General features: G+C 38.5%; 22 protein-coding genes. 9 read left to right on the top strand and 13 right to left on the bottom strand.

The features are described 5' to 3' along the window. Positions 1 to 39: 39 nt before the first annotated feature. Positions 40 to 312 carry a hypothetical protein gene (locus tag KME09_22630; protein ID MBW4536732.1) on the bottom strand — a complete coding sequence of 91 codons (273 nt, stop codon included), beginning with the start codon at positions 310 to 312 and terminating at the stop codon, positions 40 to 42. A 252-nt stretch (positions 313 to 564) separates the two neighbouring features. Here KME09_22630 and KME09_22625 point away from each other — a divergent pair, with 252 nt between their 5' ends. Beyond that, positions 565 to 993 carry a DUF29 domain-containing protein gene (locus KME09_22625; protein MBW4536731.1) on the top strand — a complete coding sequence of 143 codons (429 nt, stop codon included), beginning with the start codon at positions 565 to 567 and terminating at the stop codon, positions 991 to 993. 63 nt (positions 994 to 1,056) lie between these two features. Here KME09_22625 and KME09_22620 read toward each other — a convergent pair whose 3' ends face one another. From KME09_22620 to KME09_22600, 5 genes are all read right to left on the bottom strand, one after another. Then, on the bottom strand, positions 1,057 to 1,434 hold the full coding sequence (locus tag KME09_22620; protein ID MBW4536730.1) for a GxxExxY protein: 378 nt from the start codon (positions 1,432 to 1,434) through the stop codon (positions 1,057 to 1,059). 87 nt (positions 1,435 to 1,521) lie between these two features. Next, positions 1,522 to 2,286, bottom strand: a complete 765-nt coding sequence (locus tag KME09_22615) for an acyl carrier protein (protein MBW4536729.1) — start codon at positions 2,284 to 2,286, stop codon at positions 1,522 to 1,524. Positions 2,287 to 2,486: 200 nt separating this feature from the next. After that, positions 2,487 to 3,902, bottom strand: a complete 1,416-nt coding sequence (gene pntB, locus KME09_22610) for a Re/Si-specific NAD(P)(+) transhydrogenase subunit beta (GenBank protein ID MBW4536728.1) — start codon at positions 3,900 to 3,902, stop codon at positions 2,487 to 2,489. A gap of 81 nt (positions 3,903 to 3,983) precedes the next feature. Continuing rightward, positions 3,984 to 5,504 (bottom strand): Re/Si-specific NAD(P)(+) transhydrogenase subunit alpha, encoded by a 1,521-nt coding sequence (pntA, locus tag KME09_22605; GenBank protein ID MBW4536727.1) that lies wholly within the window; start codon positions 5,502 to 5,504, stop codon positions 3,984 to 3,986. Between the two features lie 779 nt (positions 5,505 to 6,283). Then, positions 6,284 to 6,757, bottom strand: a complete 474-nt coding sequence (locus KME09_22600; protein ID MBW4536726.1) for a lipoprotein signal peptidase — start codon at positions 6,755 to 6,757, stop codon at positions 6,284 to 6,286. 103 nt (positions 6,758 to 6,860) lie between these two features. On the opposite strand from KME09_22600, the gene typA reads away from it, so the two are divergent. After that, the gene (gene typA / locus KME09_22595; GenBank protein MBW4536725.1) at positions 6,861 to 8,651 is read left to right on the top strand and encodes a translational GTPase TypA; all 1,791 of its coding nucleotides are present in this window, start codon (positions 6,861 to 6,863) and stop codon (positions 8,649 to 8,651) included. 268 nt (positions 8,652 to 8,919) lie between these two features. Here the strand turns inward: typA and KME09_22590 are convergent, their stop codons facing one another. The 6 genes from KME09_22590 to purH all read right to left on the bottom strand — a co-directional run bounded on the left by KME09_22590 (position 8,920) and on the right by purH (position 15,305). Further along, complete coding sequence (locus KME09_22590) at positions 8,920 to 9,525, bottom strand: hypothetical protein (protein MBW4536724.1); 606 nt, start codon at positions 9,523 to 9,525, stop codon at positions 8,920 to 8,922. A 326-nt stretch (positions 9,526 to 9,851) separates the two neighbouring features. After that, positions 9,852 to 10,901, bottom strand: coding sequence for a TIGR03032 family protein (locus KME09_22585; protein MBW4536723.1), 1,050 nt, complete (start codon positions 10,899 to 10,901; stop codon positions 9,852 to 9,854). A 32-nt stretch (positions 10,902 to 10,933) separates the two neighbouring features. Further along, the gene (locus KME09_22580; protein MBW4536722.1) at positions 10,934 to 11,593 is read right to left on the bottom strand and encodes a hypothetical protein; all 660 of its coding nucleotides are present in this window, start codon (positions 11,591 to 11,593) and stop codon (positions 10,934 to 10,936) included. Positions 11,594 to 11,605: 12 nt separating this feature from the next. Further along, the gene (locus KME09_22575; GenBank protein ID MBW4536721.1) at positions 11,606 to 13,078 is read right to left on the bottom strand and encodes a PAS domain-containing sensor histidine kinase; all 1,473 of its coding nucleotides are present in this window, start codon (positions 13,076 to 13,078) and stop codon (positions 11,606 to 11,608) included. 254 nt (positions 13,079 to 13,332) lie between these two features. After that, on the bottom strand, positions 13,333 to 13,509 hold the full coding sequence (gene rpsU, locus KME09_22570; GenBank protein ID MBW4536720.1) for a 30S ribosomal protein S21: 177 nt from the start codon (positions 13,507 to 13,509) through the stop codon (positions 13,333 to 13,335). Between the two features lie 245 nt (positions 13,510 to 13,754). After that, a complete protein-coding gene (gene purH, locus KME09_22565; protein ID MBW4536719.1) occupies positions 13,755 to 15,305 on the bottom strand; it encodes a bifunctional phosphoribosylaminoimidazolecarboxamide formyltransferase/IMP cyclohydrolase in 1,551 nt (516 codons plus the stop codon). Between the two features lie 694 nt (positions 15,306 to 15,999). Here purH and KME09_22560 point away from each other — a divergent pair. The 3 genes from KME09_22560 (at position 16,000) to KME09_22550 (ending at position 21,547) form a co-directional block, all read left to right on the top strand. Beyond that, positions 16,000 to 17,784 carry an HlyD family efflux transporter periplasmic adaptor subunit gene (locus KME09_22560; protein ID MBW4536718.1) on the top strand — a complete coding sequence of 595 codons (1,785 nt, stop codon included), beginning with the start codon at positions 16,000 to 16,002 and terminating at the stop codon, positions 17,782 to 17,784. 45 nt (positions 17,785 to 17,829) lie between these two features. Beyond that, a complete protein-coding gene (locus tag KME09_22555; GenBank protein MBW4536717.1) occupies positions 17,830 to 18,210 on the top strand; it encodes a HetP family heterocyst commitment protein in 381 nt (126 codons plus the stop codon). 241 nt (positions 18,211 to 18,451) lie between these two features. Then, on the top strand, positions 18,452 to 21,547 hold the full coding sequence (locus tag KME09_22550; protein MBW4536716.1) for a peptidase domain-containing ABC transporter: 3,096 nt from the start codon (positions 18,452 to 18,454) through the stop codon (positions 21,545 to 21,547). A 69-nt stretch (positions 21,548 to 21,616) separates the two neighbouring features. Here the strand turns inward: KME09_22550 and KME09_22545 are convergent, their stop codons facing one another. Continuing rightward, positions 21,617 to 22,387: a peptidylprolyl isomerase gene (locus KME09_22545; protein MBW4536715.1), complete on the bottom strand. Its 771-nt coding sequence runs from the start codon at positions 22,385 to 22,387 to the stop codon at positions 21,617 to 21,619. A gap of 322 nt (positions 22,388 to 22,709) precedes the next feature. Between KME09_22545 and KME09_22540 the strand changes: the two genes are divergently transcribed. From KME09_22540 to KME09_22525, 4 genes are all read left to right on the top strand, one after another. Beyond that, positions 22,710 to 22,919, top strand: coding sequence for a hypothetical protein (locus tag KME09_22540; protein MBW4536714.1), 210 nt, complete (start codon positions 22,710 to 22,712; stop codon positions 22,917 to 22,919). Positions 22,920 to 23,018: 99 nt separating this feature from the next. Continuing rightward, positions 23,019 to 23,228 (top strand): hypothetical protein, encoded by a 210-nt coding sequence (locus KME09_22535; protein MBW4536713.1) that lies wholly within the window; start codon positions 23,019 to 23,021, stop codon positions 23,226 to 23,228. 99 nt (positions 23,229 to 23,327) lie between these two features. Further along, complete coding sequence (locus KME09_22530) at positions 23,328 to 23,537, top strand: hypothetical protein (protein MBW4536712.1); 210 nt, start codon at positions 23,328 to 23,330, stop codon at positions 23,535 to 23,537. 92 nt (positions 23,538 to 23,629) lie between these two features. Beyond that, on the top strand, positions 23,630 to 23,839 hold the full coding sequence (locus KME09_22525; GenBank protein MBW4536711.1) for a hypothetical protein: 210 nt from the start codon (positions 23,630 to 23,632) through the stop codon (positions 23,837 to 23,839). Positions 23,840 to 23,945: the final 106 nt, after the last annotated feature.

Below are 23,945 nucleotides of genomic sequence, written 5' to 3'. Positions count from 1 at the left end.
TTCAAATAAATAATTTAGAAATATTAATTCGAGTCTCTCTTAATATACTTCTGCTTCAATCTGCTTGAGAGGAATAAAACACTCTCTAGGCAACAATATAGGTTTAGAATTAAATGCCAATTGACCTCGATGGCTATCTCGATTGATCACTATTCCTCTCGGTTTATTTTCCGTAGCAACATTTAAATTACAGTAGCTGCGATAGATATTTCTGGCAGCTTTAATCAAGCTGGGGTCAAAAAATATCATACTAGTTTTATTAGCTTGAGTTTGACCTGAATTTTGGTTGCGCGTTGACGATTTCAAATTCACAGGGAGATCCCTCAAAAGACAACTTCAAATTTAACCTAATTTTTTCCAGAAGGAGAGCATAATAAATAAATTTTTGTAACAAAAATTGGCAATTGCTTAGTTATCAAGAGTAACAACTGGTTAATACAGATGAACTTCTATTTTGACTTGTATGCTTTTTTTTGATACGTAGAGAAGAAAAGCGATCGCGAATTTAAAATAGTAGTGAACTACAAATAAAATAGGATTATCTAACAAGTTAAAGTTATTCAGATGGAAGAACTTATCCAGTTAAGAGAAAGCATAGAAAAACATGACTTTGTGACTGCTTTACAAATTGTCGATCAATTGGAAGAAATGTCTGTAGAGGATAAACTCAACAAAATATTTAGCTACATGGTAGTTTTGCTTCTACATTTAATTAAAGAAGATGCTGAGAAAAGACTAACTAAATCTTGGAAACTTTCCATCAATAATTCCATTAAACAGATAAATAGGATTAATAAAAGACGTAAATCTGATGGGTATTATGCCAATAAAGCAGATTTAAACAAAATAATTGATGATGCTTTTGAACTTGCTTTAGAAGGTGCGGCGATCAAGGCTTTTGGTGGTGCTTATGATGAACAAGAGTTACTTGAATTAATTAAAGTAGATGAAATTAAGGACAAAGCTATTTCTGTATTAGATTATTCAAAATAAAGAAGTTGTTGGGTATGAATTTCGCGCAAAGACGCAAAGACGCAAAGAAGAAAAGCCAAGAGATTAAAGGTTGTTGACGATACGAGTAATACCGTTTTTGATGAGATCGGTGTTGAAGTTGATTAGTAAGCCTAAGTGTTTATTAGTTAAACGGAGATAAGTCAATAGTTGTTTTTTGTGAACTGGAGCAATACATTCTACAGATTTCAACTCAATGATTACCAAATTCTCTACAATAAAATCTGCTCGAAATCCTTCTCCTAAGTGCATCCCCTCATAAACCACAGGAATTGGCTTTTGTCTTTCAAACCTTAAGCCTCGCTTCTGCAACTCATAAGCCATCACCGCCTCATAAACCGACTCCAACAAACCCGCCCCCAACCTTGTATGAATCTTGTACGCAGCATCCACAATTTCCCTTGCAATCTCATTTTCCCTCACAGATAGCCCCTTCGCTCCTTTTTCCTAAAATTCCAAACATCAAACAAATAAACCCTTTACGTCTTTGTGTCTTGGCGCGAAACTCAATCAGATTTTTTGTACAACCAAATAAAACATTTTTTCAATATTCCAATCCTCATATGAAGAACATGAATAATCATATGGTGAAACCTTAATCGATTTACATGAAGGTATATCATCATCTGTTATTTCTATATCAAATTCTTCTTCAATTGCCATTACAATCTCAATATTATCTAATTCATCTGCTCCCAAATCTTTCATAATATAACTATTAAATTTTATTGTTTTTTGATTTATCTCAAGTTGATCGGCAATTGTATTTCCAATTCGGATAAAGATGTCAGAGCTTTCGTAATTACTATTAATTTCTGAATTTGCTTGTTTAAATGCTTGTAATTGTTTAGATTCTCTCTCTCTTCGCTCTCGATCTAGTTCTTTTTGTTTAGCTATTTGTTCTATTTTTTGGTCTTTTAACTTGGCTGTTGCCTTTATACTGGCTACTCTTTGTTCTTCTCTAAAACGTTCTTTTTCGGCTTTTTTAAATAATCTTCTAGCTTCTAAATCGGCTTTAGCCTTTTGCTCTTCCCCAATTCTATTTTCTAATAGATTACTTCTCTGATCGAGTAGGTTTTTGATAAACGCAAAATCTATTTTATGTCCGCTTTCATTGTAGATTTCTGTCGCTATTTTCCAAATAAGATCTTTACTTTGATTTAGAATGACGTTTAACGCATCTTTTTTATCACTACAAGACAAAAGCTTATCTAGATGCTGATTAACCGCATATTCTAAAATTTCAAATTGATAATTCTGGTTTTCAATACTCATAAAAAAATCTAAAGAAAATCACCTATACACAAATAATTCCCTTTTCTTCCAAAACCATATCAAACACAGAACAATCCTTTGCTTCCTTCTTTAACAATTTCCAAAACCAAACAAATAACTCCTTCGCGCTTTTGCGTCTTTGCGCGAAATAAAAAATCCCCCTAAAAACTAGGAGGATTCCAAACTAACTCAAATAAAAACTAAGCAGCAACCAATTCCTTCTCAGTTTTAGACAACTCATTCAACAAAGCACTAACATTAGCCTTCGCATCACCGTAAAGCATCTGATTATTATCCATGTAGAACAAAGGATTATCCACCCCTGCATAACCAATACCCAAACTACGTTTCATCACAATAGTATTCTGCGCGTGCCAGACTTCCATGACAGGCATACCTGCAATTGGGCTAGAAGGATCGTCTAAGGCACTAGGATTAACAGTATCATTAGCACCAATTACTAACACCACATCAGTATTAGAAAAGTCATCATTAATTTCGTCCATCTCTAACACAATGTCGTAGGGTACATTAGCCTCTGCCAACAATACGTTCATGTGTCCAGGCATTCTACCTGCCACGGGGTGAATACCAAAACGCACTTCTTTACCGCGCTTGCGGAGAATTTTAGTAATGTCGGAAACAGAATGTTGTGCTTGAGCAACCGCCATACCGTAACCAGGAACGATCACCACACTTTTAGCATCATTGAGTAATTCTGCAACTTCTTCAACGTTAGTAGCGGTAGCTTCACCCATTGGTTTAGCCTCACCAGTAGGGGTGGCAGTCGCGCCTTCACCAAAACCGCCCAAGATAACACTGATAAAAGAACGATTCATTGCTTCACACATGATATAGCTCAGGATCGCCCCACTACTACCAACCAATGCTCCAGTTACGATTAGTACATCGTTAGAAAGCATGAAGCCAGCAGCAGCAGCAGCCCAACCTGAATAGCTATTGAGCATGGAAATGACCACAGGCATATCCGCACCACCAATACCCATTACGAGGAGGAAGCCGAGTACACAAGCTAAACCAGTCATGATTAACAGAGGTTGTAAGCCATTCTCTGTTCCCATGAACTGAACACCAAGAACCACTGAACCAGCTAATAATGCAATGTTGATTAAGTGACGGGCAGGTAACATCAGCGGTTTGCTACCAAAAGAACCGTTTAACTTGCCAAATGCCACTACAGAACCTGCAAAGGTAACAGCACCAATAAAGATACCGATGTAGATTTCTAGTTCGTGGATAGTTGCCTCAACTCCAGTTAGAGTGTTTTCAGGCTGTAAGTAGGTAGCTAAACCAACAAGTACCGCAGCTAAACCAACAAAACTATGGAGGATCGCTACGAGTTCGGGCATGGAAGTCATTGCCACTCTAGCAGCGAGAACTGAGCCGATAATTGCTCCAGGAACGATCGCCCCAATCAAAACGCCGTAACCGTTTACCTGGGCGCTGAGGGCTGTAGCGATAAAAGCGATCGCCATCCCAATAATACCGAACAAATTACCCTGACGGGCTGTTTCCTGGTTTGATAGTCCTCCCAGGCTGAGGATGAATAAGGCACTGGCTGCAATATAAGCAACCGCCACAAGATTATTTGACATGATTAATTTAATGATAATGACAATGTATTGCTAAGGGCGGTTCGCGAACCGCCCCTACAGGGTTTGTATGATATGTATCGATTATTTCTGGAACATTTTTAACATCCGTTGGGTAACCAAAAAGCCCCCAGAGATATTAATTGTTCCTACTAGAATTGCGATCGCTCCTAGAATTACCGAAGGTGAAGTTAATTCTCCAGAGATCTGCAACATCCCCCCCAGAATAATAATTCCGCTAATAGCATTAGTCACACTCATTAGAGGTGTATGTAAAGCAGGGGAAACGTTCCAAATTACTTGATAGCCAATAAAGCAAGCTAAAACAAATACTGTAAAGTGTGACAAGAAAGAAGTCGGCGCACCAATACCAATTCCCAATAAAGCTAACCCAGCCACAATTACCCAGAGCATACCATTAGACTTTTTCTCTTCTTTGGTTACGGCATTCACTACCGCTTTAGGCTTAGGAGGAGGAGTTGGGGAAGGATTTTCGATTTTTGGTGGAGGCCAAGTTACTTTGCCTTCGTGGACAATCAACGCCCCACGAACTACTTGATCTTCGTAGTCTACTTTATAGTCTTCCGCCCCACCCATATCTTTGAGTAAGTGCCAGAGGTTTGTACCATAAAGCTGACTAGATTGGGCAGCCATGCGACTAGGTAAGTCAGTTAAACCAATTATGGTTACACCGTCGTATTTATAAACTTCGTTGGGTCGAGTAACTTCACAGTTCCCACCCTGTTCCGCAGCCAAATCTACCACTACAGAACCTTCTTTCATCATCTCTACCATATCGGTAAGAATCAGTTTTGGTGCTGGTCTACCTGGAATTAAGGCGGTAGTAATAATAATATCGATTTCTTTAGCTTGCTCTCTAAAGAGTGCCATCTCAGCATCAATAAATTCTTTACTCATGGTTTTGGCATAGCCACCAGAACCCGTACCGTCTTCCTCAAACTCTAGTTCCAGAAACTCTGCACCAAGGCTTTCTACCTGCTCTTTTACCGCAGGGCGAGTATCAAAAGCGCGTACTACTGCCCCAAGACTTCTGGCTGCACCGATGGCTGCCAAACCTGCAACCCCAGCACCAATGACCATTACCTTAGCTGGAGGAACTTTACCCGCAGCGGTAATTTGTCCTGTAAAGAAACGCCCAAAGTTATTAGCAGCTTCAATTACTGCCCGATAACCCGCAATGTTTGCCATGGAAGATAGAGCATCCATCTTCTGAGCGCGACTAATTCTTGGCACTGCATCCATTGCGATCACCGTTGCTTGGCGATTTGCTAGCTTAGTTAATAATTCTTCATTTTGTGCAGGCCAGATAAAACTGATAATGGTTTTACCATCAGGCATCACTTCAATTTCCGAATTTTCGGGAGCGCGAACTTTGAGAATAATATCGGCTTCTGACCACAAAGAGGTCGCATCGGGAACAATTTTACAATCCACTTCTTGATAAGCCTGGTCTGTAAAGTTAGCAGCTGCACCTGCATTACTTTCAACCAAAATCTCGAAGCCTAACTTCTGTAGCTTTTTAACTGTATCGGGTGTAGCAGCTACACGACATTCATTAGCATATATTTCTTTGGGAATGCCGATTTTGCGTGGGCTTGCTTGACGATTTGCTGGCTCTTGACTGTTCTCTACTTGTCTATCGACGGTTGCGGTCATAGATTCTCCTAATAATTATGTAGTTGTGGCAGAATAAAACTCCAAATTTCTTTCAGCGGTGATGTAATGCTGATGAAGATTATTTCTCAACTCAGTACTGAAGCGAGATAACTAAAAAATTTGTGTTGATAATACTTAAAACTTTACCTACAGAAAACAATGTTAATTGAATATTTTTGCTAGATAAATGGTTTTTGTTAAATTTAAGAGTTAAGAGATTATAAAGTACACAAATCCTCCTGGTTTTTCTGTATTTCTGTCACTAGATGCCATCGTAAATCGATCCCCAGTAACCTGTCCTGATTCTTTAACTTGTCTTAGTAATTATTGACTATTTCCTAGCTAAAGTTTTAACAGATACAAGCTCTACAAGATCGATCAAATATGGATTTTAACTTAAATCAAGACAACTTCTCAGCTTGGAGTACAAAAACTTTTGTTAAGTATTTATGCTAATTGAAAATAAGTTTATCTGTAGAATATGTGTAATAATTTGGTTCCTAAAAAGTAGAGATATTTTAAGAGCAGAATTGACCATGAAAATCGGCATATTTGGCTGAATATTTGACTTAGGTTTAATTATTGTTGCTTTAGCTATAAATTTGCGATCGCCATAACACCATCTGATTGCCATTCCTGTCACAGAGATCTCCCCAGTAATTTCCTTGATGCTTTTATGCAGCAATATCTTCAGATTAATTAATCAGTTATTGATTTGTTTTGGGTTTAGATGGTGTACCAAAACTAGCTATTAAAAGTAGAATCACGCCAATATTAATGGCGACATCAGCTAGATTAAAGACAGGAAAATTAATCAGGCGAAAATCGAAAAAATCAACCACATAGCCAAATAAGAAGCGATCTATGCCGTTCCCCACTGCTCCTGACAAGATAAATCCATAACCCAATTGCTCTAGTAACGTCATTCTAGGGGAGTACCAAACGAAAGTAACCAAAACCAAACTCACTACGAGAGAAATCCAGCGTAAAATATCAACCTGTCCGCGAAAGAAACTAAAGGCCGCTCCCGTGTTAACTACATAGGTTAAATGAAACACATTTTGCCAGATAGGCCAAGTAGTACCAACCTCAACAAAATTTTGCACGACAATATATTTAGTTAGCTGATCGAAGATAATCCCCAAAATAGCTACTAGCAAAAAACTTTTTTTTCGTCTCATCCTTTTCTTACCCATAACATTTCAAGATAAATAAAAACAAACTTAAGCTATAATTATTAAGAATCTTTGAGAAAAAGATACAAAAGTCTAATAGACCAATCATATGTCTCTTCCTATTCGCAACATCGCCATTATTGCTCACGTCGATCACGGTAAAACCACTCTCGTAGACGCACTTCTCAAACAATCGGGTATTTTCCGCGAAGGCGAAGATGTACCAGATTGCGTTATGGACTCCAACGATCTTGAAAGAGAACGCGGAATTACAATTCTGTCCAAGAATACCGCAGTTAGCTATCAAGATACTCTAATCAATATTGTTGATACTCCTGGCCACGCTGACTTCGGTGGTGAAGTCGAACGGGTTCTGGGAATGGTTGACGGTTGTGTCCTCATTGTTGATGCTAACGAAGGGCCGATGCCACAGACTCGCTTCGTGTTAAAAAAAGCTTTGGAAAAAGGCTTACGTCCGATTGTAGTAGTTAACAAGATCGATCGTCCTCGCGCTCACCCAGATGGCGCAGTGGATAAAGTATTTGATTTATTTGTAGAACTGGGTGCAGATGATGACCAGTGTGACTTTACTACCCTTTATGCTTCTGGTTTAGAAGGGTATGTGAAAGAAACCCTAGATGAAGAAGGGGTTGATATGCAACCTCTATTTGAAGCGATTATTCATCATGTCCCACCTCCAGCAGGAGATGTAGATAAGCCTTTACAGCTACAGGTAACAACGCTTGATTATTCCGACTATTTGGGTCGGATTGTGATCGGCAGAATTCACAACGGTGTATTAAAATCTGGTCAACAGGCGGCTTTGATTAAAGAAGATGGCAAGATTGTTAAAGCCAAAATATCTAAGCTAATGGGTTTTAAAGGTCTAGCACGGGTGGAAATGGATGAAGCTAGTGCAGGCAATATTGTGGCGGTATCAGGCTTTGCCGATGCCAATATTGGCGAGACAATAACTTGTCCCAGTGAGCCTCAAGCGCTACCGCTGATTAAAGTAGACGAACCTACTTTACAAATGACCTTTTCGGTTAATAATTCACCGTTTGCGGGTCAGGAAGGCGATTTTGTCACCTCACGTCAAATCCGCGATCGCCTAATGCGAGAGTTAGAAACTAATGTGGCTCTGCGGGTGGAAGACGGGGATTCAGCCGAACAATTCTTGGTTTCAGGTCGTGGGGAACTACACTTAGGTATCCTGATTGAAACCATGCGTCGAGAAGGATATGAATTTCAAGTATCCCAACCCCAGGTAATCTACCGCGAAATCAAAGGTAAGCCCTGTGAACCTTTTGAGTATCTTGTCTTAGATGTTCCTGAAGCTGCCGTTGGTAGCTGTATTGAGCGTCTTGGACAGCGAAAAGGCGAAATGAAGGATATGCAAACTGGTGCTGGACGGACTCAACTTGAGTTTGTTATCCCCGCTAGAGGTTTGATTGGTTTTCGTGGTGACTTCGTACGTATTACTCGTGGTGAAGGTATTATGAACCACAGTTTTCTAGAGTATCGTGACTTCTCTGGTGAACTAGAAACTCGCTACAACGGCGTAATTATTGCTTTTGAAGAAGGTGTAGCCACTTTCTATGCTCTGAAAAATGCCGAAGATCGAGGAATATTCTTTATTACTCCTGGTACCAAAGTTTATAAAGGCATGATTGTTGGTGAACATAATCGTTCCCAAGACCTTGATTTAAATGTCTGTAAAGCCAAGCAGCTCACTAACCATCGTGCTGCAAGTGGAGATGAATTAGTTCAGCTACAAGCTCCGACTGAAATGAGCTTAGAACGCGCTCTAGAATATATTGGTTCTGATGAATTGGTAGAAGTCACACCAGAGTCAATTCGTCTGCGTAAGCTCAAAACTAAAAAGCTGGTTAAAAGTTAGAAGTAGTGATTACTGGTTACTTCTTACGAAGTTTGCTCAACGGGGGGAACCCCCGCGACGCGAAGCTAGTCCTTTAGGGCAACGCAACTTCGCGCTGATTACTGAATTAGATATTCGTTAAATAGGGGTGGCGATCGCTGCCCTTTTTTCTGACATTTTTTTACTTGACACAATGCTGTTCCGTTAACGATTGTGTTTGAGACTTGGAACAATAATCATAAATTATAATTATTTCTCTCCCTATCTCCCTACTTCCCTATTTCCTAAACTAAGGTACTTCAAGAATAGATGGCTGCTGTGGTTCGGGTTCAATAGGCAAACTACTTCTACCTGATTGTACTAAATTCAGTTCCCATTTAGGGGGAATGCTGGTGGAGTTATATTTATAGCTAGCCAAACACTGATCCTTTTGATTGAAAATATTTAGACTATAACCATATTTTCTGGCGACAGTACCAAACTGATTGACAAAACGATAGCGTCCAAAATAGTCAAGTAAAGTCCATAGTTGCCAGTTAACAACTAAATTGATCTGCTGTTTTTGTGGATAAGCAAACCAATTTTGTACCAATTTACCGTCAAACGGATCGAACTGTAATGCTGCCCACCAAAAGCTATATTGAGTAGCATTTGGCGTAGTTTTTGTAGATGCTACTAGATTACGATAAGCGACAATTTGGTCAACTGGAATAGTATTTGATGGTGTGTTAACCTGATTACTTATTTGATTACAGTTATTTACTGGATTATCTGGAGCTTGTTTGGCGATCAGCTTTGCTGGTGCGCTCCGCGCAATCGCATTATCTAGAGAATAGTTGTTAATTAAGATCAAGGATAGCCCAATTGAAATAATTGTTGCGCTATATCTATTCATAAATAATGCTTAGTTATATGTTATCTACTGGACTAAAAAAAATAACAGTTGAGAAATATTAGTAGAACCCCAAAAATGACAATTTGAGGTCAAAAAATTGAGTTAAGATTGCTTATAAATAGCAGTACCCAACTATAACCACAGTTCTTCAAAATGTCAGCTTAAAAAGTTAAAAATGTAGAGTAAACTAATAAAACTAAGCGTTATATTTCCTATTTCCTACTTCCTACTTCCTACTTACGAGCCAATTACTATCAATGTCCTAATCTGCGGCGGCTTTTGAGTGTGAATATTCATACTCAAAACGCGCCGCTAACTTTGTACGGCTATAGTTGCCCAATTGTGATTAATCGCTTGATCTCATCAGACTTGAAGCCAAGTGCCATAGGTCTTTTAACGTTTGGTAAGATAGCAACATCATATAGTTCGCTCACCACACCTTCGAGTTTTAACCAGTGAACAATTTTCCCTTGCAATAAATCGATAATCAACAAGCCACAAAATGATTCTGTGTCTGCTTGTTGTAATTTTTGCTCTAACAGTAACCCAGAAAAAGTTTTATTTCTTAATTGCGAGATGCCTACCACCGCATAATTTTCAATTAAGGCACAACCACGAAGATAGCCTGGACAAAAAACGACAGGTTCAAATTTTGCTTGGTTTAAATCTAGATAGCCAAATTCACCAGTACCAGAATTTAATAGCCATAGACGATTCTGATACCACCTAGGGGAGTGAGGCATTGATAATCCTGTAGCGATTAGCTGATTATTAGTGATATCGATAACGCAGCCTCCATGATGACGGCGATCGCGCCAGCCATTTGCTCGATCAGTTTGTCCGATAGTAGTGACATAGCGAACTTCTCCCTCTTGTAAAGCAATTCCATTCAAATGACAGCGATCTTCTGCTACCAACTGGGAAATAAATTCAGGCTGCCATAGAGGAGTAAAGCTGTGGGTGTGACTAACTGTGGCTAAACAGTTAAATAAAGTATTGGCAAATATTAGTTTGCCAGAACGATCTATGACCAAGTCGTGTACGTCTAAATCCCCTGTAACGTAGCTAAATTGAGGAATATAGAGAAAATCATAGCCGTTATAGGTTTCTCCCGTTGCTAAGGCATTCTCAAAACCCCAGATTTGATAGAGAGAACTCAGATATAAACTGGAATTATTAACCCACAAACCCATACAGCGGTCAAAAGTACGTTCAAAGACTGAAAGATTCCCATTAGGTTGTAAACCAACGAGAAAAATTTTACCTGCTTGATAAGTAGTAAAAGCTAGACTAAGAAAGCGATCGCTTAACCATTGTGTAAAGTTAGCTGAGGAGGTGATGCTTAAACCGCTACTTTGCTCCTGGCTTTCTAACATTTAGAACCATAATTCATGAATATTTATCCAGCTTAAGATTTAACTGATTTAGTTTCAGGAAGCATCAAATTAGTCGGGGATGAATCTTCTGTAGATGCTGAATCTTCTAGATCAGAAAAGTTTAAATCTGTATCTAAATCTGCATCCGTTCTCTTTAGTTTAAGAGATAATTCAAACAGGACTTCTGCCAAATCGGCACGAGAAACTTTCTTAGCAGTAAGTTCTGCTAGATTATCCTCTAACTTGGCTACAAGCTCTTGTTTAACTGAATTTAAATCTTGGTTTAAACTATATTTTGTCTGGATTATTTCAGTTTTCAGACTATTAGTTTTAGTATCTAAGCTTTGATGTAAAAAATCTAGATGCTCGTTGCTATATTTTGCTATCTTGTCAAGCTTTTGTTGTAATTTGTGCTGTTCTGCTTGAGTTTTAAGAATTTGATCTTGGCTACTTTTTTCTAAAGCATTAACCACTGAATTGATCTGTTCAAAAAGCTTTTGCTCCAATTGAGCAATGGACGCTTCAATTGTTCCCTGCGATTTTTTTAAATTTGCTTCCAGAGTATCTAATCTCTGATTATATTGATCTAATTTAAAATTATATTCATCAATTTTATCGCCAAATAGAAGTTCTTGCAGTTGAGTAATATTCCCTAATTTTTGGCGTATTTCTGTCTTACTAATTTCGTTCATAATATATTTTGATTAATTTAACTTAATTGGTAAATAAACAATAATTTTCGTTCCCCGATCGACCTGACTATCCACGATAATTGAACCTTGGTAGAGATCGACCGATTTTTTAACAATTGACAACCCTAAACCAGTACCAGGAAATGAACTAACATTACTTGCTCGATAAAATGATTCAAATAAATGCTTTTGTGATGCTTTAGGAATACCAATTCCGCGATCTCTAACTTCAATTTTAATCGCTGGGGGTTCAATTTGATCGGTAATGATTAAATTAACTGCCGTTTTTGCAGGGGAATACTTGAGAGCATTGGCAAGTAAATTATTTAAAATATGACTTAAAGTTGTTTGATCTAAATTAACGATGTCGGCTGCCAGACAATATTCAAAATTAACTGTCTGATCGGCATAGAGTGAGGCTAATTTCTGAATAATCTTGTGACAGAAAGCTTTAAGATTTATTGGTTCTAGCTTGAGGGTTTGTTTATCAGATTCGGCTTTACTGAGAACTAAAATATCTTCTAACAACGAGTTCATGGTTAAAGCTGCATCTTGAATTGATTGCAAATAGAATTCACGACTACTAGGGTTAAGTTCGGGAGGTTCTTCTCGCAGATTCTGCACACATAATAAAATACTGCTGAGAGGATTACGAAATTCATGGGAAGCCATCGAAATAAACCCTGATTTAAGTTCTCTTAACTCTTTTTCGCGGGCGAGAGATTTGCGAATTTCTGCTTCTGCTTGTTTTCTGGCAGTAATATCTCTACCAATATAAACACAATTAAAAAAGTTTTTTACTTCGGTAGGAGCAATAAAACAGTCAAATTCAATCTGAATCGTTTGCGATTGCTTGCTGGTAAAACTAACCTCTATTTTGCTAACTACATCCTTTGAACTCAACAATGAGCTATAAATTTTTTGATGATTATAACTACAATCGGTAATTAGTTCATCTATCGGTTGGTTGATTAAATCTGACTTGGTTTGCTTGAATAATTCGGTAGCCGATTTGTTAACCCGCTCGATTATACCTAAAGGAGAGGTAATCAATAGCACATCCTGCATGGAAGCGATGATCTTGTTGGTGCAGTATTCAAATCTTTGCAGTTTGTTGAGGGTGATTTCAACTTCATTGAGTCGCTGTACTGAAGATTGGTGTAGCAGGGTAGACTCAGTGACATCTTCTAAGAAAATTGCAATCTGTTGCTCAATTTCTTGAATCACCAGATTAAAATAAAGCAGTTCATCGTCTGGCTGGTAACGGAGAATAGCTTCTAGGGTAAAACTGTCTTGTTCTCCTGTCAGTATTTCTTGACAGGTTGTTTCTAAACCCACCATTTCAGGCAAACAGCTTAAAATATCTTGTCCTGGCATAACTGCTTGAGTCGTATACTTTGCTGCATCTGCCGAAAACTGCACAACTGTTAAATTGCGATCGCAAACTATATATGATTGATTATCAGCAACGGGTATTAAATCCACAATTTAATGATAAATAAATATGTCAGGTAGCTAGTTATAACTAAATATATTAAATTAAGTAAATAAATAAAAAGCGATGCAGTTGCTTAAGGCGCTACATCGCTGGTAGATAATCTTATTTTCTTACTGTCACTATCACTATCACTACTAATCACGTAAACCCCTGCATCATTTACTGCAAAAGAAACGACTCAAAACTGTTTAAAGGTCTTGATGCGGTTTAGCTGTGCAATTTAGTAAGAAAAATAATCAATTTAACGGTAACGTTTTTTGCGACGAGCGATCGCTTTGCGTTTGCGTTTTTCGATTGGCGTCTCGTGGTGACGACGACGTTTAATATCGGCAAAGATACCTGCTTTGGACACTTGACGTTTGAAACGACGCAGCGCAGATTCTATGTTTTCGTTCTGTCCAACAACCACTTGGGTCATTAAAAATCATCCTCCTTGTTTAATTACGACGGTAAGAATTTAGTTTATGGTCTATTAGCCTATCGCTGTTGAGCCTTTTATTATAGCTGCACAGCAAAAAAACTTACTTCTAAACTTAAATACGAGACTCTACTTTTAATATTTATTATTTAGCATCCTCGATATCACACAGTACAGTATAAACCAATAACCTAACCCTATTTAATCCCACTAACATATTTAGTCTAATCTTCAGGTCAGCATTTTTAGTGCAAGAAGTGGCGTGTACCGCTTAAGACCATTACAATTCCTAACTCATTAGCAGCAGCAATGGAATCTCGATCGCGAATCGATCCCCCTGGTTGAATAATAGCGGTAATTCCCGCAGCAGCAGCAGTCCTTACCGAGTCATCAAAGGGGAAGAAGCCATCACTCGCCATTATCGCGCCTTGAGCCTTTTCTCCCGCCTGTTCGAGGGCAATTTTCACTGAACCCACACGATTCATTTGTCCTGCACCAATACCCAAGGTAGTGCGATCGCGACTAACTAAAATAGCATTAGATTTAACATGCTTAACTAATTTTTGGGCAAACAACATCTCAGCAATTTGTGCGGGTGTAGGTTGCTTTTCGCTGAGCAGTTGCCAGTTATCGGGGTTTTCAACTTGATCGTCGCTGGCTTGGACTAAAAACCCTCCCGCGATCGCTTTAATGGTTTCTGGCTGCCCTGTAGTTAAGTCAGGTAATAATAAAATTCTTAATTTAGATTTAGCTGTTAGTATCTCTTGTGCTTGTGACTCGCACCCTGGCGCGACAACGCATTCTAAAAATGTTTTCGTCAAGGCTTCGGCTGTAGCTGCATCAATCGTCTGATTTAAAGCTACAATACCGCCAAATGCCGAGACACTATCAGCATTAAAAGCTTTTTCATAAGCTTCTACTAAGGTACTTGCCACCGCTGCCCCACAGGGATTCGTGTGTTTTAAAACCGCTGCTGCGGGTTCGGCAGGGTCAAATTCAGTAATGATGCGTCGTGCTGCTTCTAAGTCCACTAGGTTGTTATAGCTCAACTCCTTACCCTGAAGCTTATTTGCTGCTGCCCATCCCGATGCTACACCAGTTTGATACCAGGCTGCGGGTTGATGAGGATTTTCACCGTAACGTAAAGACTGAACTTTAGTGCCAGAAATACTATAGATATCTGGCAAGTTGTCTGGTAATACCGACTGATTTAAATTAGCAAAATAGGCTGAGATAGCGCGATCGTAACTATTAGTATGGGCAAAGGCATTTCCTGCCATCTGCTGCCGAAATTCGAGCGATACGTCACCACCATTAGACTGTTCGTATTCAGCTAGATACGGCTCATACTGCTCGGGATTACATAATACCGTTAGGTACTGATAGTTTTTGGCTGCTGCGCGAATTAAAGTCGGGCCACCAATATCAATTTGTTCAATTGCTTCGGCTACGCTAACATTGGGTTGGGCGATCGTTTTAGCAAAGGGATAAAGATTTACTACTACCAAATTAAACGGACGAATATTATTAGCCGTCAACTCCAAAAGATCCTCTGGCAAATCCTGACGAGCTAAAATTCCCCCATGAATGCGCGGATGCAGAGTCTTTACTCTACCGCCTAAAATCTCTGGTGAGCCTGTGTAGTCGCTTACTTTAATGACGCTAATGCCAGCAGACTGCAAAGTTTTAGCTGTACCACCGCTACTGATAATCTCAAACTGATGGGCTACTAATTTACGGGCTAATTCCACAATTCCAGTTTTATCGGAAACGCTTAACAGTGCTAGACGGCTCATAGGTTGCTCCTGCCACAAACGATGGTAATCTTTACCTTATGATATTTTCGAGATTTTAAAAATATTTTATGAATTTCACTTCGAGCAGCAAGATGAGTTTTTCCATGAGTTTTATGAATTTCATGGGTATTAAACCGCGCTAATATTATTTTATTGGCTAAATTTACTCAAAAGCTATCTGTAAATGTCTTGATTCATGGGGGATTACGAATAAAAGTGTATTGCTCTATACGCCATTGTTTTTGAGAGTGCTAGCTCTCTTCACAAAATCTTCACGAAAAAAGTGTAATTTTGCAGTGATGTTGATTTAGATTTTAATAGTTGAAAATAAAAAATAAAAAAATAAAAAATTAATATTCACTGCTAATAAATCAATTAAATAGTATGCGTGTAGTATTTTAAATTAACTTTAAACAACGATGAATAAGATTGCCAAAACGGATACACAATAAAGATCGTCCAAAATATTTTACTATGTCAATTGAATTTTAAAAAGTCGTTGTGCATTAAACAATATTACAAAAAGATGTTGAATATATGTCAACTAGCTCAATTTTGTGTAAAGTAGTGGGGAAGAAATTTTAAATTTTAATCTAGGCTATTTTTTTAGCCATTTATTTAAATAAATTGTTCCTTGATGCATATCAAAGCTTCGATGCTCGTAGTTAAATAAAGAGTTATCAGTTTTAAACTCATGAAAATATTGCCAAAAACAAATCTAGCTAATGTTAGCAACGGTAATTCTGAGAGAGACACGGAGATAGTCTCCAACAATAACTCAGAGAATAACTCCCAACTTTCTCCTAGGAATGGAGGCAATAACGAAGGATCTCAGTTAACAATCTTGAATTCTAATGTCAGCAACGGTAATTCTGAGAGAGACACGAAGATAGTCTCTAACAATAACTCAGAGAATAATTCCCAACTTTCTCCTAGGAATGGAGGCAACAACGAAGGATCTCAGTTAACAATCTTAAATCCTGAGCAGCAGTCTTCAGCTTTAGCTGTTACTAATAGTAGTGATAGCCAGGTGGAATCAGCTCAATGGTCGCCAGCGATGCAATCGTTACTGGAAGAACCTCCATCTAACCTACCCCTACAATTAATTGTGGGAGGAATTGTGTTTTGTTTAACTTTTTTTGCCTGGGCTTGGTTTGGCCAAATCGATCAGATTGGAAAGGCTCAAGGAAAATTAGTCCCCAAAGGAGATGCCTACAAAATTGAATCCCTTGAAGCAGCCAAGATCAGAAGTATTGAGGTAAAAGAAGGAGAAAGAGTCAAGGCTGGACAACTAATTGCGACCTTAGATTCGGAGCGAGAAACTAAAGAGGTCGAAAGACTTAAAGAAGTTTTGTCCTCTAGTCAGCTTGAATTGCGTCAAAAACTTAATTTATTAGAGCAAGTTAAGATTGAAGTCGAAACCCAGCGACGAATTGGTCAAGCTGAAATACGCTCGCAACAATTAGCGATTGAATCGGCAATCTCTAAAGCACAGGTGACTAGTGATTTGCTAGAGCAACAACAGTCTGAACTCGCAGCAAATATAGCAAGACAGGGGCAAACAGCGCAATTGTCTGGGTTAGATAAAGCTAAATTCAATCAGATTAATCTTGACTTAAAAGAACATCAACAAAGACTGGCAAAGCTCAAGGGACTTGCTGAGGAGGGAGCAATCTCCCAAGAATATATTTTTCAGGCTCAACAAGCTCAACGCCAAATTGAACAACAGTTAATTGATAGTAAACTGCAAGGCATTAGTAGTATTAATGAGCAAATATATCAGTCACAGCAGTCTACCAGGAATATGAGATCTAGCATTACTGAGAATCAAGGAGCTTTGACTGAGGCTCAAAAAGAAGCAGAACGCCTTCAGACAGAGTTGGAATCTAAAAAAGCTGATAGTCTTCGACTTGAGGTTACAGCTAAGCAAAAAGCCCAGCAGTTAGAGCTAGAAATTAATCAAGCTAAGAGTAAGATTGCCGAAACTAAAAATCTTCTAGCAACTGCCAAAAGTCAGTTAGAAAAAAGATTGCTTAGAGCTCCTGTAAGCGGAACAGTTCTAGCCTTTAACGTAGTCAATTCAGGTAAGGTAATACAGCCAGGAGAAACTGTAGCAGAAATTGCTCCTGACAACTCTCCTCTGGTACTTTCTGCTGTATTACCAGACCGAGATGCTGGCTTTATCAAAAAGGGCATGGCTGCACAGGTTAAATTTGATGCCTATTCATATCAGGATTATGGAATAATTCCAGGGAAAGTAACCAACATTTCAGCAAATACTAAAACCGATGAAAAGTTGGGTGAAGTATATCGAGTGGAAATCGAACTCGAACGTAACTATGTTTCTGACAATTTGAAAAAGATTTTATTCAAACCAGGACAGACAGCCAGTGCTGATATTGTGATTCGCCACCGTCGCATTATTGATTTGCTGCTCGAACCAGTTAAAAAAATGCAAAAAGATGGCATTAATTTATAAAACCAAGACTAAACAATTTAACTTAATTTAATTTAAAGAAGTATCATGTACAACAAACCTTATTCAGCCGATTCTCAGTTCAACAGAGCGATGACGAATGAGCAATTCAACCAGGTAGTTGACGCTATTTTATCGGGAAAATATTCCTGGGCTTGTCTTTTGATTTTGCGCTTTTCTGGATATAATCCCTTGCATTATATTCCCTATCGAACATATAACCGATTGATGAAAAGTAATCGTGAAGTAATGCAGCCATCAATTAATGCCAAGGTACATCATCTTCAAGAAGCTAAAATAACCCAGAAATCCGCTAATATTCGAGATCTAGATCTTTACTCTCTAGAAGATGCGGATCATCAATCTGCCAAAGTAAAAGGGGGGCAAAGAAATTTTGCTATGGGTATTTTATATCGTTTATTCGGTTAATTATTTTTTCTAAGTTGTCTAAGAACAAGGGTGTTATCTACTCAAATAAGTGACACCCATTTCTTAATTATCAAATAATTAAACTAATTTTTTTTAAAAAAACTATACTCTCTCAAAATTGTTTAGTAGTAGCTGCACAATTAAACGGGATTCAATTATTAAATTCTAGTAGCTTTTTGCGGAGCAAAAACAAGTGGATATTATTCAAGCTAAATCGCTATCTAATAATAATGAATTAGCAATGCGATCGTCAATTTTAAATTTACTATTAAACCAAAGTCAATTTTCTTCAGAAAAAATACCCACACTTGAATTGCTTACTCAAGAGTTTGAAATTCACGAATATGAATTGGGCGAGCAGATTGTAATTCAGCCTCAAACTTTACCTGATTCAAATTCATCATCGGACAATTCTGAATATTTTTTTTTGATATGCGAAGGCAGAGTCAGATTATTAGGCTTTGATGTTGATAAAAAAAGGGAAGCTTCAGCAAATTTATTGTTGGAAGGAGAAATTTTTGGCGCTCACTCTTTTTGGTACGAAAGTCCTTTATCATATAGAGTTCAAGCAGCAAGTAAGGTTAAAGTTGCGCGAATTACTTTAGAAAAACTCAAGCCTTTTCTGAAAAAGCTGCCAGAATTAGCTTTAAAGTGGCGGATTGTCATTCACGAACAGCAAAAACTAATTTTTTTTAAAACTCTAACTGAGTTACGTTATTTATCTAGTCAGCGCCTCAAACAATTATTACCCTATTTAACCGAAAAAAAAATTAGAGCAGGAACTAAAGTAGTAGCTAAAGCAAACAATGTCCGTTTTTGGTTGCGTAACGGTCAGATTAAAAATCAAATAGTGAAAATAGGAGATTCTTGGGGATATCCATCGGCACAGGCTGACTGGACATCTCAAACTGTCTTGTTATTTTATGAATTGTCGCCAGAAAACTGGCAAATCTTCTCGGAACTAGCTCCTGAGTTAATTGATTCTTGGCAAAATAACTCTACTCCTTCGGCCAATCGCTCACCATCATCATTAAAGAGTATAAGTTCTAGTAATGTCAATGCTCTTGCTGTAATTAATAAACCCACTTTAGCGGTTAATTACGAGGCTGATGTTGTCAAAGCCGAACAGAACGCACCAGTAGACCAAGAACAAGAAATTGAATATCCCAAACCCACAAAACGTCGAGGTCTTTGGCAAACTTATCCCCATATCGAACAGCAAAGTTCTTCTGACTGCAGTGCGGCTTGCCTCGCCATGATTAGCCGCTACTGGGGTAAATCGATCAGCATCAATTATTTACGTGAGCTGATTGGAATTGGACGTTCTGGAGCATCTCTCAAAAATTTAGCGATCGCCGCTGAAAAATTAGGCTATCATGCTCGCCCTGTCAGAGCAAGTTTAAGCCGTATTGTCGAGCAAAAAAATCCCTGGATTGCTCATTGGAAAGGTGAGCATTATGTAGTGGTTTACCGCGTTAGAGGCGACAAAGTTCTGGTTGCCGACCCAGCCGCAGATAAGTCTGAAGTGGCTCGGTCGGAGTTTCTTGATGCTTGGACGGGATTTGCTTTGTTGCTTGAACCAACCAATGCTCTAGCAGATGCCCCAACAGAAAAGCGCACTCTAGGCAGATTTTTCGCCCTACTATTGCCCTATCGTTCGATCAGCTTAACGATCATTATTGCCTCTATCTTAATTCAGCTGATTGGTTTGGTATCGCCTCTGTTTACTCAGATCATTCTTGACCAGGTGGTAGTCAGTCGAAGTCAATCAACTTTGAATGTTTTAGTCATAGGAATGTTGTTATTTGGCGCTTTAGGAGGTGGCTTAACTTCAGTACGTACCTATTTACTGAGTTATTTAGCCAACCGTCTCGACTTAACTATGATTAGTGGGTTCATTAATCATGCTTTAAACCTACCACTGAAGTTTTTTGAATCTCGTCGGGTTGGAGATATTATTACTCGGGTTCAAGAAAATCAAAAGATTCAACAATTTTTGATCGGGAACGTATTGCTTTCTTGGTTAGACTTTTTCACAGGATTTATCTATCTAGGATTAATGCTGTATTACAACTGGAAGCTCACAGCCTTAATCTTGCTTTTAATCCCACCTATCGTCATTTTGACCTTAGCTGCTACTCCATTGCTGCGAAAAGTTTCGCGCGAAAGATTTAACGCTACTGCCGATCAAAATTCTTCTTTGGTCGAAATGATGACAGGAATTTCTACTGTCAAATCTGTAACGGCAGAAAAAGATTTACGCTGGCGTTGGGAAGAGCTTTTAACTCGTCAATTAAACGTGCAGTTTAAAGGTCAAAAACTGGCAATTAATCTTGGTTTTTTAAGCAACATGATTAATACCATCGGTGGAGCAGCATTGCTGTGGTACGGGGCGACTTTAGTCATCAAAGGAGAACTAAGTATTGGTCAGTATGTCGCCTTCAATATGATGAAAGGTTATATTATTAGTCCTGTTTTGGTATTAGTGGGGGTATGGGATGAATTACAGGAAGTCTTCATTTCGGTAGAAAGACTTAATGATGTCTTCGATGCCAAAACCGAAGAACCTCTTCAGGGGAGTAAATTAGCTTTACCGAAACTAAACGGCGATCTTCATCTGGACAATGTAACGTTTCGCTATGAAAGTGATGAAGAAACAAATATATTACAAAATATTAGCTTAAAAGTGAAGGCAGGGCAGACAGTCGCTATTGTCGGTCGAAGTGGCTCTGGGAAAAGCACTTTAGTTAAACTGATTCAGGGGATGTACCACCCGACAAATGGCAATATTTTAATTGATGGACATAATCTCAAACACATTTCGCTGCAATCTTTGCGATCGCAAATGGGAGTTGTGCCACAAAGCTGCTATCTATTTTCGGGAACTATCTTGGAAAATATTACTTTATACCGACCTGAGTTTAGCCTAGAGCAAGTAATTGCCACCGCCAAAGTAGCAGAAGCACATGCCTTTATTCAGGCATTGCCCTTGGGGTATAACACCAAAGTTGGTGAGCGTGGAGATAATCTTTCTGGGGGTCAACGTCAAAGAATTGCGATCGCCCGTGCTTTTTTGGGAGATCCACCAATTTTGATTTTAGATGAGGCAACCAGTTCTCTCGATACAGAGTCAGAAAGGCGTTTTCAAGATAATCTGGCTCGTCTTTCTCGACACCGTACTACTTTTATTATTGCCCATCGTCTTTCCACAGTCCGTAATGCAGATTGTATTGTGGTATTAGATCGAGGTCTCATAGTCGAACAAGGTAATCACGATGAACTATTCGCTCTCAAGGGACTCTATTATGAACTAGCAAAACAACAATTGAGTCTATAAGTTTATCAATGAGTTGATAAATTAAACCTTGCTTTAAACGGCAAGTAAGTAAAGTAATCGTGTGTGTCCTTAGGATCTAAGTGATTCCTCCGAAGGCGCAAGTTCATTGTGAATTAGGTAATCTAATTCACTATTTAGCCACTGCTCAAATAGCCGCTCAATAATCTCTTGTCTTATTTTTGGCGTAAGCTCGGCAGGAAAATAATCCTCAATCTTAAATATATGATAGCCCTGCTGAGATTTAATCGGATGGATTAGTTCGCCAATAACAACTGGCGTCTTAAAAATAGCCGCAGCCAGATCAGGAGGATAATTCCAGCGGAGTACTTCTCCCTCGAATCCACATACATAGCGACGTTGCCGATCGATATCATAAAGATGAGCCGCTTGATAAAAACTAATTTCCTCTTCTTCTATTTGATAGAAAAGCTCTTGAGCTAATTTTTCATAGGGTACTACCAGCTGATAAAGCACAAATCGGTCAAAATCTAGACGATTTTGGGCAAAAAACGCTTCGACCTTAGAATCGAATAAATTTTGCGCCAGTTTCTGGCGAAGAAGACGATTATTAATTGCAATTTCCCACTGTTCTGGGTCAAGTAAATTATCCTTTAACCAAGCTAAGGTGTCTGACGCCTTTTCCAAACGCAGAAAACTGCGAATTTTGTTAGCTTCGGCTTCAATTTCGGCTTCGGAAACGCTAATATTTCGTGCAGAGCTAGCCTCGGCAATAATTTGCTGATGTAAAATTTCGCTACAAATCTGCTTAAGCTTAAATTCCTGTTGGAGATAAGCGTTTATTTCGGCTGTTGCTATTTCTATGTTGTTGAATTTGACCATTGTTATTTATCTCTGTTTGTTTAGATTTTTTTGATGTGTGGATATATATCTAGTGCAGATAGGGAGGGAATCAAAATTAGCTTAGGCAATATCAAATAGTAATAGTCTTTAAGTAGTCAATTAAATTACCAAAATAGCTCAAAGTATGCGCTTTCTTTGGGTTCTGGAGCTATCTATATACAGATTAGGCGAATGGGAAAAATATAAATGCCAAAATGGCAACATCTAAAACTTTGCTTAGGATAAATTGATTACATGGAAACAAAGAAAACAACTTTTGTTTCTGCCAACCATAAAGCACAACTACAAGAGGCAAAACATTATGATTATTTCTGATTTACAGTACATCGAGTCCGTTAACGAAACTGAAGCACAAGCTACTGGTGGCGGTAAGTATTTCAACCAAGCTGGCGCTACTGGCGTAGCTGAAGCCTTTGGTCGTAACACTAAAGCTTTTACTTACACAGAAACTTTAACTATTGAAGGTCAGTATAGTGCAGCTGCTTCCGACTCCTACTCTGAATCTTTCTAGATAGTTAATTTTAAATCGCAGTGGCTTCATCTTGATGTAGTTCACTGCATAAATTCTCAAATAAAAACGTAAAAACTAAAACTACAACAGGTAAAACACATGATTATTTCTGATTTACAGTACATCGAATCCGTTAACGAAACTGAAGCACAAGCTACTGGTGGCGGTAAGTATTTCAACCAAGCTGGTGCTACTGGCGTAGCTGAAGCCTTTGGTCGTAACACTAAAGCTTTTACTTACACAGAGACTCTAACTATTGAAGGTCAGTATAGTGGAGCTGCTTCCGATTCCTACTCTGAGTCTTACTAAATAGTTAATTTTAAATCGCAGTGGCTTCATCTTGATGTAGTTCACTGCATAAATTCTCAAATAAAAACGTAAAAACTAAAACTACAACAGGTAAAACACATGATTATTTCTGATTTACAGTACATCGAATCCGTTAACGAAACTGAAGCACAAGCTACTGGTGGCGGTAAGTATTTCAACCAAGCTGGTGCTACTGGCGTAGCTGAAGCCTTTGGTCGTAACACTAAAGCTTTTACTTACACAGAGACTCTAACTATTGAAGGTCAGTATAGTGGAGCTGCTTCCGATTCCTACTCTGAGTCTTACTAAATAGTTAATTTTAAATCGCAGTGACTTGATCTTGATGTAGCTCACTGCACTCAACCTTTAATCAACCCTGTAACCACAAGAGGTAACATACCATGATTATTTCCGATCTACAGTACATCGAATCCGTTAACGAAACTGAAGCACAAGCTACTGGTGGCGGTAAGTATTTCAACCAAGCTGGTGCTACTGGCGTAGCTGAAGCCTTTGGTCGTAACACTAAAGCTTTTACTTACACAGAGACTCTAACTATTGAAGGTCAGTATAGTGGAGCTGCTTCCGATTCCTACTCTGAGTCTTACTAAATAGTTAATTGTAAATCGCAGTGACTTGATCTTGATGTAGCTCACTGCACTCAACCTTTAATCAACCCTGTAACCACAAGAGGTAACATACCATGATTATTTCCGA

Origin of the sequence: Pleurocapsa minor HA4230-MV1, assembly GCA_019359095.1 — a bacterium.
GTDB lineage: Bacteria > Cyanobacteriota > Cyanobacteriia > Cyanobacteriales > Xenococcaceae > Waterburya > Waterburya minor.
Note: the sequence above shows the minus strand (reverse complement) of the source record. Positions and strands in the feature narration are given on the sequence as shown.